Source organism: Aporhodopirellula sallentina SM41, assembly GCF_000346505.1.
Taxonomy (GTDB): Bacteria; Planctomycetota; Planctomycetia; order Pirellulales; family Pirellulaceae; genus Rhodopirellula; species Rhodopirellula sallentina.
The window spans coordinates 1-14,340 of sequence record NZ_ANOH01000210.1 but is presented as its reverse complement, the minus strand read 5'-3'; the positions used below and the strand labels follow the sequence as shown (position 1 = coordinate 14,340).

Genomic DNA, 14,340 nt, shown 5'->3' with positions numbered 1-14,340 from the left:
ATCGAAGACCCGATCGAGTTTTATCACGAACACAAAGAGTCGACGATCAACCAACGCGAAGTCGGCGTCGACGTACCGAGTTTCTCCGAAGCGATCCGGCGGGCATTGCGCCAGGACCCTGACGTCATTCTCGTCGGCGAGCTTCGTGACCTCGAGACCATTGAAGCGGCGATCAGCGCGGCCGAAACCGGCCACGTCGTCTTCGGCACCCTGCACACCAACAGTGCCCAAGGCACGGTCAACCGGATCATCGACGCGTTTCCCGGCAACCTCCAAGACCAGATCCGGACCCAGCTCGCGTCGACCCTGATCGGAGTCGTCGCCCAGTCGCTGCTGCCCAAGATCGGTGGCGGCCGATGTGCGGCCTACGAAGTCCTCGTGGTCACCTCGGGGATCTCGAACCTGATCCGCGAAAACAAAACATTCCGAATCAACTCGTCGATGCAGACCGGTGCCAAATTCGGCATGCAGCTCATGGACGACGCGTTGTTCGTTCACTGGAAAGAAAACCGAGTCACCGTCGAAGACGTGCTCGCCAAAGCACACAACCCCGACGACCTCGCCCGCCGAATCGTCCAAGCCCGCAAAGGCATCGAAGAAAACGGCGAAGCCGCCGACGAATAACACAACACCCACAATCTCTTAATCTTAATCCTACTCCTAATCATTAATCACACCCCCACACAACACCCATCAGCCGAACGGCGTTACCCCCCAACACCCCCAATCTCTTAGTCCAAGCCCTCAATCGCAAACCGCACCAAACAACCACTTCACCCTCCCTCCAGGAGGATCAAGCGAGGGGAGGGCCCCGACTAACCAATCCCCAACCAAACTTCGCACCTCGCGAACGTCAACACAAAACCTAACCACGGCGGCCCGCCGCCATTTTCATTCACCAGGTCACCGGCACCGCGAAACGATTCGCCCGCCACCGACCGCCGCCAAACACCTTTTGCCATGTCACAACGTCGTATCGGGCAGATCCTTGTCGACCTCGGTTTCCTTACCGACGACCAACTCCAGATCGTGCTCGAAGAGCAAGAACAGCAACCCGGCGCGTTGTTCGGCAAGGTCGCCGAAGACATGCAGCTCGTCACCGATGAGCAACTCATCCAAGGCCTCGCCGAGCAGATGGGGATGCAGACTGTCACGCTCGAGGAAGCCACCATCGCTCCCGAGGTGCTCGAACGGATCAGTGAAACGATGGCCCAGCTCTATCGCTGCGTCCCGGTCCAGTTCGATGACAACTCCAACACCCTGACGATCGCAACCTGCGACCCTCAAAACCTCAACATCCAAGACGAACTGCGGACCTTCCTCGGTTACGACATTCGCGTCGTCGTCGCGACCGAACGCGACATCAACCAAACGATCACCAAACACTACGACAGCGAAGCGGAGAGCGTCGAGAAGCTCGTCGCCGAACTCGCCGAAGACGAAGAACTCAAAGCCGCCGTCAGTGTTCTCGATCAAGAGAAGTTCAGCATTACCGACGCGGCCGCACTGGCCGACTCCGCCCCGGTTCGCAAACTCCTCAACATGGTCTTGCTTTTGGCGATTAAAGACCACGCCTCGGACATTCACTTCGAACCGTTCGAAGACGAATTCCGCATCCGGATTAAATCCGAAGGCGTGCTCTACGAAATGGTTCCCCCGCCACGTCACCTCGCCTTCGCGATCACGACCCGGATCAAGGTGATGGCTGACCTCGACATCGCCGAACGACGCATGCCGCAGGACGGCCGGATCGAATTGATGGTCGGTGGTCACCCGGTCGACCTTCGCGTCAGCGTTCTGCCGACGATCTTTGGCGAGTCCACCGTCATGCGGGTGCTCGACCGTTCGGTCGTCGACTTGTCGCTCAACAACGTCGGCATGGACGAGACCACAATCGCATTGTTCCGCAAAGCCATCGATCGCCCCAACGGCATCGTCCTGGTGACCGGACCGACGGGCTCGGGAAAAACCACCACGCTGTATTCCTCGCTGAGCGAACTCAACGACCCCAAAGAGAAAATCATCACGACCGAAGACCCGGTCGAATACGACATTGACGGCATCATCCAAATCCCGATCGACTCCGGTGCCGGCGTCACGTTCGCGTCATGCCTCCGCGCAATCCTGCGGCAGGACCCCGACATCATCCTCGTCGGCGAGATCCGCGACCTCGAAACCGCCGAGATCGCGATCCAAGCCGCACTGACGGGACACCTCGTCTTTAGCACCCTGCACACCAACGACTCACCGAGCACGGTCACCCGCCTGACCGACATGGGGATCCAACCCTTCATGATTTGCGCGACCGTCGAAGCCATCCTGGCCCAGCGACTCGTGCGGCGGATTTGTACCAAGTGCCGTGAAAAAACACGCGTCAGCACGGACCTGCTGATGGAACTCGGACTCACCCGCGAAGAAGTCGAAGAGACGGACTACTTCAAAGGCACCGGCTGCGAGAACTGCAACAACACCGGATACAAAGGCCGGATCGCCCTGTTCGAATTAATGGTCATGAACGACGCGATCCGCGAAATGATCATGTCCGGCGAAAGCACTGACGAACTCCGCGACCGAGCCCAAGCCGACGGAATGATCACCCTCCGCGACTACGGAATGAAAGTAGCCCAAGAAGGAATCACCACCCTCGACGAAATCGTGAGAGAAACCGTGGTCGATGGGTAGTTAGCTGTTAGCTGTTAGCTGTTAGCTGTTAGCTGTTAGCTGTTAGCTGTTAGCTCATTATGAAACCGAACGCCTCCTTGACTCCCAACCCCTAAACCTCACACATAGGAAAGCCAAACGATGAAAAATTTCCGTGACCTGATGGTTTGGGAAAAAGCACACCGATTTGTGCTTGGGGTCTACTCGGCAACACGCGAATTCCCAAGCGATGAACGGTTTGGCCTGACCTCCCAACTACGCCGGTCTGCCGCGTCGATCCCATCAAACCTCGCCGAAGGTTGTGGTCGAGGCACCGATACCGAACTCGCTCGTTTTTGCGACATCGCAATGGGCTCGGCATGCGAAGCGGACTACCAACTGCTGCTCGCCCGAGACCTCAACTACATCGACCACGACACGTATGAAAAATCGTTTCAACAGATCAATGAAGTGCAACGCATGTTGTCCAGCTTCACGAGAAAACTGCGAAGCGTTTAAGAAGACTCAGAAGTAACAAGATCCTCAAAATTCCGTTTGCTAAGAAGCTAACAGCTAGAGGCTAGTGGCTAATAGCTAAAAAAGAATCCCAGCCAGAGCGAAGCGATGCCCACTTATACCTTTGAAGCGATGGACGCGACCGGACAAGAGATCCGGGACGAAATCGAAGCCGCGAACGAGGACGAAGCGCAAACCACCATCCGGCAGATGGGATACTTCGTCACGAAGATCGCCGTCAAAAAGCAAGCCGCCAGTGCCGTCGACGCGGCCGGGAAGAAGAAACGCCCCTTCGCGATCGGTGGCGCCAAAACCAAACACATCTGCGCGTTCACCCGCCAGCTCTCGATCCTTCAAGACGCCGGGTTGCCGATCCTCCGCAGCCTCAAGATTCTCGAGCAAAACCAGAAACCCGGCAAACTCAAGAACGCCCTGATGGACGTCTGCGACGAGATCGAAGGCGGCTCGACGCTCTCCGAAGCGATGGCGAAGTGCCCCAAAGTCTTCAACCGACTTTACGTCAACATGATCAAAGCCGGTGAGGCCGGTGGTGCCCTCGAAACCATCCTCAACCGCCTCGCCGACTTCCTCGAAAGCGCCGAGTCGCTCAAACGAAAAGTCAAAGGTGCGTTGATCTACCCGGTCATCGTCGTCACGGTCGCGATCCTGATCCTGACGTTCATCATGTTGTTCATCGTTCCGACGTTTGAAAAGATGTTCGACGAGTTCGGACTCACGCTACCCGCCCCAACCCTACTGCTGATCGCGATGAGTAACTACATCGCCGGTTACTGGTTCCTGTTGATCGCGATGCCGGTGTGTGCGTTGATCCTCGTCAAACTGATGCGGAAATTCAAACACGGCCGCATCGGGTTCGACATGTTTATCCTGCGTGTCCCCATTTTCGGTGCGTTGATCGAAAAGAACATTCTCGCCCGGACGACACGAACACTCGGGACGCTGATCAGTTCCGGGGTGCCGATCATGGAAGGGCTCAACATCACCCGCGAGACCGCGGGCAACGCGATGTTCGAAAAACTCTACACCAAGGTCGCCGAACAGATCCGCGAAGGGGAAGTCATCAGCAAACCACTGCGGGAACACTCCGTCCTCGGGTTCCACCCCATGGCCGCCGTGTTCTGGGCGTTGTTCGGTTCGTTCCCCGGCATCATGGTCATGAGCGTCGCGCTGACGAGCAAAGGCAGCAAGCTCGACAAAGACAACATGGTGCAAACGCTGACGTTCCTAGCCTTGTACATGATCGCCGGCGGGATGGTGCTGTGCGTGCTGTTTTACTTGACCAAGATCAAAGGCCGGGTCGTCGATGACCTCGTCGTCAACATGGTTGATGTCGGAGAAGAAACCGGTGAACTCGACACGATGCTCTACAAAGTCGCCGACACCTACGACGAAGAAGTCCGAATCATGACTGACAGCCTCACGGCGTTGATGGAGCCCTTGATGATCGTATTCCTCGGGGTCGCCGTCGGTTTCATCGTCATCTCGCTCTTCATGCCCCTCGTGGAACTGATCACCGGATTGACCTAAGCCATTCGCGGCCGGCTGTTAGCTGACAGTTTTTGCTGTTAGCTAACAGCAACGAGCGAACAGCCCACCCCCCAATCCCAACCTCAGTCTTAATCATAATCTTACTCCTAATCCTAATCTCAAGCGTTTAGCCACTAGCCACTAGCCACTAGCTAACAGCTAACAGCAATCACCCAACCGCCTCTTCCTCCCAAGGCTCGTCGCCCATGACCACCTCATCTCAAAAATCACCGCCCCCTCCAAATCCGGTTTCACGCTCGTCGAAATCCTCGTGGTGATCGTGATCATCGGGATCCTGATGGGTATTGCGATTCCAGCGATCACGATTGGTCTCACTAGAGCGAAGACGACTGCGATCAAGATGGAACTCAACTCCATCGCATCGGCGATCGACCAATACCAGTTGACATACGGAGACTACCCGCCTGATTTCAGCGACAAGTCAGTGGTCGATAGGCATTATCGAAAGTTGTTCCCTCGCATGTCAGCAGATGACGCTGGCCTTCTTGACGCAATGATTGGAACAGGAGCCTCTTTTGATGCTTCGGCCATCGATCGCGCCGAAGCATTGGTTTGGTGCCTGGGTGGCTATAGCAAAGATGTACAGCGTCCATTCACGGGACCAGGCGGCCCCCTCGAATGGGTTGGAAGCGGCACATACGACGCGGCGGCGAGCACAGAACGTCAGAAGCCATCCAACTACCAGATCAACACCGATCGCACAAACAAGCTTTTTGACTTTGACGCAGCACGATTGACGATTGGCAGCGTGAACGCCTCAGCGGCGTTGAGCCCAACGAACCGTTATCTGTCTTCAGAAGAGTCTGGGACTGGAGACCTCGCGGCGACCTACATCGCCCGCGAAGATGGAGCTCCATTTGTCTACTTCGATGCGAGAACCTACCGCAAAGAAGATGCAACGTTGGGAATGAACGGCTTCGGCCATTCCGAATTTGGTTTTGTGCGTCCGTACGTGTCAGACACGCCCAAAAACGTAACGACCAGTGGTAACTTCGCCTCGCTTACTGCGGCACTTAGCTCATGGGAGTTCATGAACCCTGACACGTTCCAAGTTATCTCAGCAGGACTGGATGACAACTTTGGAAGTGTCAATTTGGTCGACAATTCCCTACTCACCGACACCGTCGATAGACCGCTCTATTTCCAATACCCAAGCGGCGAGGCCATCGCTCCACAAACAGGCGTGTCGACGCCGGGCGGCCTAAAAGTATCTGGAGTTTCGAAGTATCAAGATGGTGCTATAGGCAGTGGTCTCGAGAACTTTACGCCAGACAACATTACTAACTTCAGTAACGCTGCGATCGTGGATGACCTACCATGAGCAGACATTGCAAAATTGATCTCTTAAGCTCGTCGCTCCCTAAGCCGACGTCAATATCAAGAAATCGGGAAGCGTTTACGCTCGTAGAAATCCTGGTGGTAATGGTCATCATTGGCCTAATGGGCGGCATGGTGCTCGCTGCCGTACAAGGCGTTACCAATAGTGCACGAGCAGCGCGCACACGCACGATTATTGCTGCGTGTGACAGCGTGATCCAAGAGCAGTACGAGTCCTATAAGTACAGACCGTTGCCCGTGCAAATCCCGACGCTGCTGCAAAGCTTGGGAACAAATGAATTAGGACGAGAAGTATTAGTGGCGGAGGCAGCTCGAGCGCGACTGATCATGCTACGTGACTTGCAAAGAATGGAGCTACCGGATCGGTTTAGTGACTTTGGGGCCGGAACGACAGCACCCACTCCCTCGAATATCTGGGCAGCTGCGAGCCCGGTACTGATCGACGCATCTGACAATATTGTGGGGCGGCGAAATGATTTGAGTGCCCGAAAAGCGCTAGTTGTAAACTTTTCGTCCTCGGCAAAGGTCGCAAACTACCAGGATAGATACGCATCTACTAACCCCTCCGCTACCACGGCACAAATCCTGCAAAACCAGAGTGCAGAATGCCTTTTCATGATCATGTCAAACTCATTCGACGGAGGGACCCCAGCCATCTCTGCAATCCCTTCATCAAATATCGGTGATACAGACGGGGACTGGCTGCCAGAAATCCTTGATGGATGGGGCGTCCCCATCGGATTCGTCAGATGGCCAGTTGGATACTTTCCGTCAGACAGCACCTCCGACCCTACGAGTCCGGATTACTACGCAAACAATCCTGATGATTTTGATCTATTCCGCGCGGACTATGCATACGCGGAAAAGGACAGTTCAACAGCCAAGACGTCAGATGCGACAGATGTGAACAATAGCAACACCGCAGTCAAACCCTGGTCGATGAGACCATTGATCTTGTCTGCTGGGGCTGATGGTGAATTCGGCATTGCAATGTCGCCATACACCTCAATTGGGGCAGGCCCCTGCAGACATTTTCTTATTCAGATTCCTCGTTGAACATCCCCACGGGAGCGAGCTCAACCGATGGCAAAGGTTTCATGGGCGTCGAACACGCAGGCAGAATCGATGCCGATGGTTTATACAGTTTCCCGGATCCGTACCTAAGACGTTTTCGTGCTGCCAACCCAAGTTGCCTTGTTCCTGGACAAGACCTTCCCGGATCGATCGAACTCGAAAACCGAGCCGATAACATCAGCAATTACTCGCTCCAGGACAACCAATAATGCTTGCCATTAATCAACTATTGAGAAAGCGCACGCATCGCGGCTTCACGCTTGTTGAGCTATTGGTCGTCCTGTTGATTTTCATGATTCTAGTGTCTGTCTCACTTCCAATTGTGAAAGGTCTAATTAGCGACCAGAAAGTCAGCAGAACCGCCCAAAGCATCGAAGCGTTTGTCAACGCTGCTCGCAGTCGAGCAATTGGCGAAGGGCGTACGGTTGGAGTTCGGTTCGAACGTTTGGGTGACGTGAATTTCAGACGCTCGACAAGTGTTCGCCTGAGACAATTGCTCGGTGTCCCGGCGTATTCGGGAGACTCGGCTGATGCAACAGCAACACTAACTGGCTCGCCGATAAGCTCTGCATCATTCGACACTGCAGACAGCCCATTGGTATATCTAAGTTCCGAACTTTTGAATGACACCCCGACCGACAATGATCATCTCGCCCCCATCCAGGTTGGGGACATGTTGGAGCTAGCAGGTGGCCGCACTGTTGCCATCGGAGCAATTGGGGCAGTATCAGGCATGTCTGTACCCATCACGTTTGATCTGTCCGAAAATTTCAATCCGACAGGTTCAGTGTACGTAGATCGTTTTCCCTTGGCAGGAGCATCCTCGTCATCTGGCGGTAGAGTGAAATATCGAATCCACCGCAGTCCGGTACCATCATCGAGCAATGTTCTATCGCTTCCGAAAGGCATGGCGATCGACCTGAATTACTCAGGAATTGGATTAGGTGGCAGCGAATTTGCGCCTGACACAAGTTCAGCCGTCACCCCACGCTCCGTCGACATCCTTTTCAATTCGGAGGGTGCTGTAACTCAGGTGATTTATGACACCGCAAACACAAGATTTTATCCGACCGGCTTGATCTTTTTTTGTTTGGGTGAAGTTGATGGTGTTGCCTCGATCGAAGGTGCAGCATCCGATCGTGACAGCCTCTTCGCTGCTGGTCGAACACTAACCACAAATATTCGAAAACCTGATTCGCTTTGGCTGGTCATTAACCCCGCCTCTGGCGTGGTAAGTACAGTCGCGATGGCCTCCGTCAATACTATCCCGACGGATCCAACGGATCCTAACGATGGCGACTATGGCACTGCATTGCAAGAGGCACGCCTCTTCGCCACCTACTCAGATACGATCGCAGAATAATCATGCCTAATCACATCCACACAGTTCCAAGGAACGGCGTCAGCCTCATCGAGGTGACTTTCGCGATCGGCGTAATTCTAATTGGATTAGTTGGTCTCACCTCAATATTGCCACTCGCCGGTCGACGTGCGCAGGATTCTCTGGATTTTGATACCTCTGCGAGAATCTCAAATTCTATTGCGAACGAGGTACTGGCGCGTGACCTGATTCGTGATACTGCCTTGAACGGACCAAGTCTCCGAACAGGCACAACCATCCAACCGTTTTGCGTTGACCCATTTTTTGTAAACAGCGCAGCAGTTCCGTCTTTCGAGCAATACGACTCGTCTGTCTTTCCATTCTATAGCCTGAATCACGACCCATTATTCGACCCGTCTTCATCCTACACCGCAACACCGGGTTTCGCCGGCCAACCGCGAATGCAACGAGTAGGGTTGCAAATGCTGGCAGACCTTAAAACTGCTGGTACCATCACAGACGCCCAGCAGTTCGAAATTGCCAGGACTTTGACTGAAAGCCCCGACGATCTGCCACAACTGCGTCCAAAAGACCGAACGGTTCCCTCTTTTCTCACAACGTTAACGGCAACGTCTTCGAACGCATTTCTCTTTGGGAAACGCATCCCTACCGGTGCGTATAGTTGGTTAATAACTGTCGATCCCGACGTGAACTCTCAATACGCTTCGATGGCAGTTGTAGTGTTTGAATCGAGGGAACGGGTTACACAGTTCCCGTCAGCAGTCGCGGAAAGCCCTCGAGACAACGCGACTGCTGAACGCATATCGATTGCCGTCAACGGCGTTGGGTTTTCAGGAGGCGCGGGCGGGTCGGTTCAGCTTTTGTCTTCCGGCGCGACGCTATCGGACTTATCTAGCGGAGATTGGGTGATGCTGTCGAGAACGACGGCGCCCTCAGGAACCCCGACCGAACGAACAGCCTCTCAAGTACACCGTTGGTATCGTGTCGTCAGTACCGACGGGGACGCAGTGCTCTACACGCCAACTAACAATCAAACTGTCAATGGAATTTCCATCCCCGACGCAGATACCTCCGAGGACCGCGCCGCCGATACCACGGTATGGTCGCGCAATGTAATACTCGACGGACCTGATTGGCAGTTCGCAACAGGCGTGCCAACCGCAGCGTCCGACAACTCACTCACCTACGCAACTCTAGTTGAGAATGTTGTGGCCGTTAAGGAAACAACCATCTCCTTAACAGGCTTCTAGCATCCCCGCTCGACGCAATCTCTTCTCCACGTCGCTACTGGCCCAGCAGCGACAACTTTTCGCATGAGTTATCCGATGAACCGCAAGCAATCGCCACGTGGCATCATCCTTCTAGTCGTCCTCAGTTCGCTGACCTTCTTCAGCGTTTTGATCGCCGCTTACTTGGTGTTCAGTAATCAATCTCGCCAGTCTTCATTCACTATATCAGCACGCAACATCCACCGCCCCGACGTCAACGGCATTATCGACGATGCACTGATGACATTGATTCGAGGAACCAATGTTCCGACGGATCCTTTCTACGGGGAAGACCTACTAAGTGACTACTACGGCCGGTTAGATGCACATGACCTAACAGTTGGAACTGTTGGCACCAACATAGACGGCATCACAAAATTCGAGGTAACTGGCCTAGCAAACCGGGCTTTGGATGACCTTTATGCTGGACGCATTATCACGTTCACGAATGGTCCACTAACCAATCGCTCATTTCGACTTCTCCGATCGTTTCACGTCACTGCGGGCGGAACCACGACAGGCCATGAACTCGTATTTGAAATCGGAGAACTCCCCAATCCCATCACTGGCAACACATTGCGAATGAATGGGGTCCCGCGAAATTCACCCGGCCTCGGCTTCGATCCTGCTACGCAGACCAGCACTGAGACGACGTCATCTCATGCCGCCGTTGCTGGGGACACATCGTTTGTCGGATTCGATCTTCCTGTAGCGTTGCAGCCCAACCACAGAATAGCGGTTTTTGACAAATCAGCACTAACAGATCTAACTAGTTTCCGAGATCTTGATGAGCCGTACGATGCAGCAGATTTCAACAACTGGTTCTTATCCTACCGGCATGAAGACGGTACGGTAATCCCGTCGTTCCATCGCCCATCTGTTGTGAACTACATATTAAACGAAGTTACTCCCTGGAGTTCGGCAACAGCGGCACAGCAACGCAACCTTTTCGCCAGCCTTTCCCGTGCGACCTTCCGCCCACTTCCTACTCACAGAAGCTATCTCAGTTCTGCAAATTCTGTCAATGAAACGTTCACCGGAGGCAACCCGAACTTTGCCCTGCGTGTACCTCTAACGATCGACACCAGTGCAAAGCTGAATCAGCTAGCACGTGTCTTGACCGGCGCCGCCACACCATCGTGGGACGTCGACAACGACGCAGATGGAATACCAGATAGCATTTGGATAGATCTAGGCCTCCCTCTGATCACAACTCCTGATGGCAAATTGGTGCGTCCACTGGCCGCAGTGATGATAGAGGATCTAGGTGGCAAACTAAACATCAATGCCCACCATAACATTGCTATTACAGCAACCGACGCGGGAGTTGATTCCCAAAATGCTGAATGGGCAGGAACACGAAACGCATTTGGAAACGCAGCTAACCAACGGACGGCCTATCGTGGGCTCGGATACGGTCCAGCCGAAATTGCTATCCCGGTGCCTCAACTAAGCAATACCATCATCGGGCGATACGAAGACACAGTACAATTCGCTACTGCGCCAGAGCACGTTCCAGGTGGCTCGGGGGTGGATGATGACGCGAGCGACATCGTGCTACACGGTACTCGCCCACAGCAACACGCATTCGACAATGGATATGGAATGTCGATAGACCCGTACGGTCGCGGCGGCTTGGCCGTCGATCGCGCAGGAGGGTTGTTGCTTGCAGAAGCGGGCACAACAATTAGAGCCGACGACACGATGACTACAGCGAATGAACTGATTGACGAGTCGATCAATGACCCATACGAGTTTGATCCTCGCGGGAACATTGCGGGTGATTCCGCACTTGATCTCAACGATCTGGAGGCGATCCTTCGCTCTAATTTCTTTGATGGCGAAAATTATTCGCAAACGCTTTCGTCTCCCATCTCTGGTCTTAGCAACTACGCAACGCTCGCAAGGCAATTCACGACAATCAGTGTATCTGATTCGAGTCCGCCATTGTTCGAGTTGCCTGCTTCAGGAGCATCGACACCGCCATCTGTTTATGGTTCTCTCGCGAACTGGTTGATCAACACGAAATCGGTCCCCACTACTGCAGTTGAATCATTAATCGCGCCGGAATTGCGCCTGGGCAATCGAATTGACGTGAACCGTCCATTTGGCAATGGAGTCGACAACTCGAGCCCTGTTAACGGAGTAATTGACGAACCAAGCGAGGTTGAAACAAATGCATTTGCAATAGCCGCCGGCTCACCTACGACGACGATTCCAACCAATTTTGACACTGCTGCTCCTGACTACAATTTCAACGACACGCTCTCAGCACGGCAACTGCTAGCCAAGCACCTCTACATATTGATGATGGCGTTGACGGATGGAAAGGACCTGCCGGTCGTCGATACGGGAACTGTAGATGCGGACAAGTTTCGAGCAAATCGACTAGCACAGTGGGCTGTGAACGTTGTCGACTTCCGAGATCCTGATTCCATCATGACTCGGTTTGAGTACGACCCGGACCCTTTTGACGCTTCAGGATGGATGCCGACCGAGACAGTCTTCGGCGTCGAACAACCCGAGTTACTAATCACAGAAACGCTGGCATTCCATGACGTTAGAGTTCGTGACACAGACCTAGACAATGGCGACGGGACAGAAATCGGCGATGCAATTACGCCGGATGACCACTCCGACCAGGTTCGCCTTCCGCAAGGATCTCTTTTTGTCGAGTTGCTTTGCCCGCGAACCGCTCCTAATGACCCAATCACAGGTACGGAAGACCATCGCACCAAAGCGGGGTTTCCTCAGGAATTGTATGACCTCACTGGCACAATACCGCAGCTAGACCTTTCAAGAGAAGCACCGGCAGGCCCCATGAAAACCTATGGCGTTCCTGTTTGGAGGCTCGCGATCAGTGAACCGCATTTTGATGCTAAGCCGGGCGAATACGCTGCATCTGGGAATGAGCTTAATGATCCACTTCGTTTGCAGAACTCAGACTACGAATCGATAAGTTTTGAGCCATCTGAACTTGATCCACTCAACACGGCGCCGTCAGCGTCGTTAACACTCGATAGGTTCATGTGGTTTCAACCATATTCCCAGGCCAACCTTACGGCCCTTTTCGCCGAAACTACGATTCCGTCGCAGGATGCAACAAACACATTTATGTCAACTTCGGGATCCTTGCTCTTATCACCGGGTCAGTATGCTGTTATTTCCCCTCGCACCACGACATACCTTGGATCGCAAACTTCAACTGGCGCCCTGCCAGAAGAACGCAGCTACCAGCGTTTTGTCTCATCTGCCTCGAACGGGGTTCTTCACTACGGGCTCGATGATGTTGCGAAGATGACAACCTTCACCAACACCACGAAGTACACCGAGGCTTTACCTATCATCGGGCAGACCTACCGCCCCACGGGATGGCCTGCGACTAGATTTGTAGATGGGCTGGTTGGTCTTAACGTGTCAGAGCCACTGCCCTTGTCCGCAACGTACTACCCTGAACCGACCGCGGCGTCCTACCTCAGTTCAGATCCGACGGCGTTCCCCGTCCAAGATGCATACGTCGATCTTGCATCAACGACAAAGACAGCTATCGACGAGCCTGTTGATCTCTCACGTGGTCGTCTTCCAGAATCGTCGGCACCTGTGGGGGCAGGACCAGAAATTGCCCTCGGAACAATCCCTAGCTATTGTTCGCTGTTTTTACAGCGTCTTGCGGACCCCTTGTCACCATACGATTCAACGGCGAATCCATACATCACAGTTGACTGGATGACTGTAGACTTGAATGTCTTCAGTGGTGAAGAAGAAATCAGCAACATTGTCACTGCAGCCACTTTCTCACGCCGCAGCCGACAAAAAGATGGGATGATTGATGGAGATCGAGTCAATGCACTTTACTCGTATTCGACCAATGCTCCTGACAACCCGATGACCTCGGTAGACGAAACTCAACAAGCCTATTTCGCCTACCCGTTAAACGGAACCAATGCGAGCCACTATAGCTCTTTGGGGTTCTTGAACACCAATGAGACAACCGCGAACCCAGGTTTCGAAGGATTTACCGACAGCATCGGCAGTGAAGCCGGTTCTACAGCAATCACCGGAAGCGAGCGCAACTTCCCACGCATACCGTTCGCGAAACATTCTTGGCTCAACCGGCCATTTGCTACGCCATTCGAGTTGATGCTTGTACCCGCGAGCTCCCCAGGCCGTCTCTTTCACGAATTCACAGTTGCAAAAGGTGCTGCCATATCAGTCGTTGATCCAGTTCCAACGGCAATGTCGCCTCCAGCATTATTGACCATCACCGCTCAAGACCATGGCTTTCAAACTGGAGATACAGTAAAGATTGAAGGTGTCCTGAGAGACCCTCCGGTTGATGGCGTTTATACGGTTACAGTTGTCGACACTGACACATTTACACTCGACAGCACATCTCCATCCATCCCAACGGAGTACACGCCTGGAGTTGGGCAAGCGACGAAGATCCCGACGTTGTTCGCGGCAGCAGCTACAACCGACGAATTAGTTAATTTCCACGCTCCCTTTGCTCACCTCCTGAATTTCTCGCATCTCCCAACAAACGCAAACGATGCATTAAACTTCTCTCGCATTTTTGACTACGTTCAAACGCGG

At 53.6% G+C, this 14,340-nt stretch carries 11 protein-coding genes; 10 read left to right on the top strand and 1 reads right to left on the bottom strand.

Annotated features, from left to right (window positions below):
- Positions 1-624 (top strand): type IV pilus twitching motility protein PilT (locus RSSM_RS13805; protein WP_044302521.1); only part of this gene is annotated, 624 nt, incomplete at its 5' end.
- Positions 625-815: 191 nt separating this feature from the next.
- Here the strand turns inward: RSSM_RS13805 and RSSM_RS33740 are convergent.
- Complete coding sequence (locus RSSM_RS33740; RefSeq protein ID WP_008679661.1) at positions 816-962, bottom strand: hypothetical protein; 147 nt, start codon at positions 960-962, stop codon at positions 816-818.
- Here RSSM_RS33740 and RSSM_RS13800 point away from each other — a divergent pair.
- The 9 genes from RSSM_RS13800 to RSSM_RS13765 form a co-directional block, all read left to right on the top strand.
- Positions 961-2,682: a GspE/PulE family protein gene (locus RSSM_RS13800; protein ID WP_008679663.1), complete on the top strand. Its 1,722-nt coding sequence runs from the start codon at positions 961-963 to the stop codon at positions 2,680-2,682. The two genes, RSSM_RS33740 and RSSM_RS13800, sit on opposite strands and share 2 nt — an antisense overlap.
- 120 nt (positions 2,683-2,802) lie before the next feature.
- On the top strand, positions 2,803-3,159 hold the full coding sequence (locus RSSM_RS13795; protein ID WP_008679658.1) for a four helix bundle protein: 357 nt from the start codon (positions 2,803-2,805) through the stop codon (positions 3,157-3,159).
- 105 nt (positions 3,160-3,264) lie between these two features.
- Positions 3,265-4,704, top strand: a complete 1,440-nt coding sequence (locus RSSM_RS13790) for a type II secretion system F family protein (RefSeq protein WP_008679656.1) — start codon at positions 3,265-3,267, stop codon at positions 4,702-4,704.
- 271 nt (positions 4,705-4,975) lie between these two features.
- Entirely contained in the window at positions 4,976-6,046 is a 1,071-nt protein-coding gene (locus RSSM_RS13785) for a type II secretion system protein (protein WP_008679654.1), read from the top strand.
- Positions 6,043-7,119 (top strand): type II secretion system protein, encoded by a 1,077-nt coding sequence (locus tag RSSM_RS13780; protein WP_008679651.1) that lies wholly within the window; start codon positions 6,043-6,045, stop codon positions 7,117-7,119. Before RSSM_RS13785 ends, RSSM_RS13780 begins: the two co-directional genes overlap by 4 nt.
- Positions 7,116-7,346 (top strand): hypothetical protein, encoded by a 231-nt coding sequence (locus RSSM_RS33170; protein ID WP_008679649.1) that lies wholly within the window; start codon positions 7,116-7,118, stop codon positions 7,344-7,346. The genes RSSM_RS13780 and RSSM_RS33170 overlap by 4 nt, the downstream gene beginning before the upstream one ends.
- On the top strand, positions 7,346-8,500 hold the full coding sequence (locus RSSM_RS32470; RefSeq protein WP_008679648.1) for a pilus assembly FimT family protein: 1,155 nt from the start codon (positions 7,346-7,348) through the stop codon (positions 8,498-8,500). The genes RSSM_RS33170 and RSSM_RS32470 overlap by 1 nt, the downstream gene beginning before the upstream one ends.
- Before the next feature lie 2 nt (positions 8,501-8,502).
- A complete protein-coding gene (locus RSSM_RS13770; RefSeq protein WP_008679646.1) occupies positions 8,503-9,729 on the top strand; it encodes a type IV pilus modification PilV family protein in 1,227 nt (408 codons plus the stop codon).
- 75 nt (positions 9,730-9,804) lie between these two features.
- Positions 9,805-14,340, top strand: a 4,536-nt coding sequence (locus tag RSSM_RS13765; protein ID WP_144059798.1) for a hypothetical protein, incomplete at its 3' end; no start/stop codon positions are given.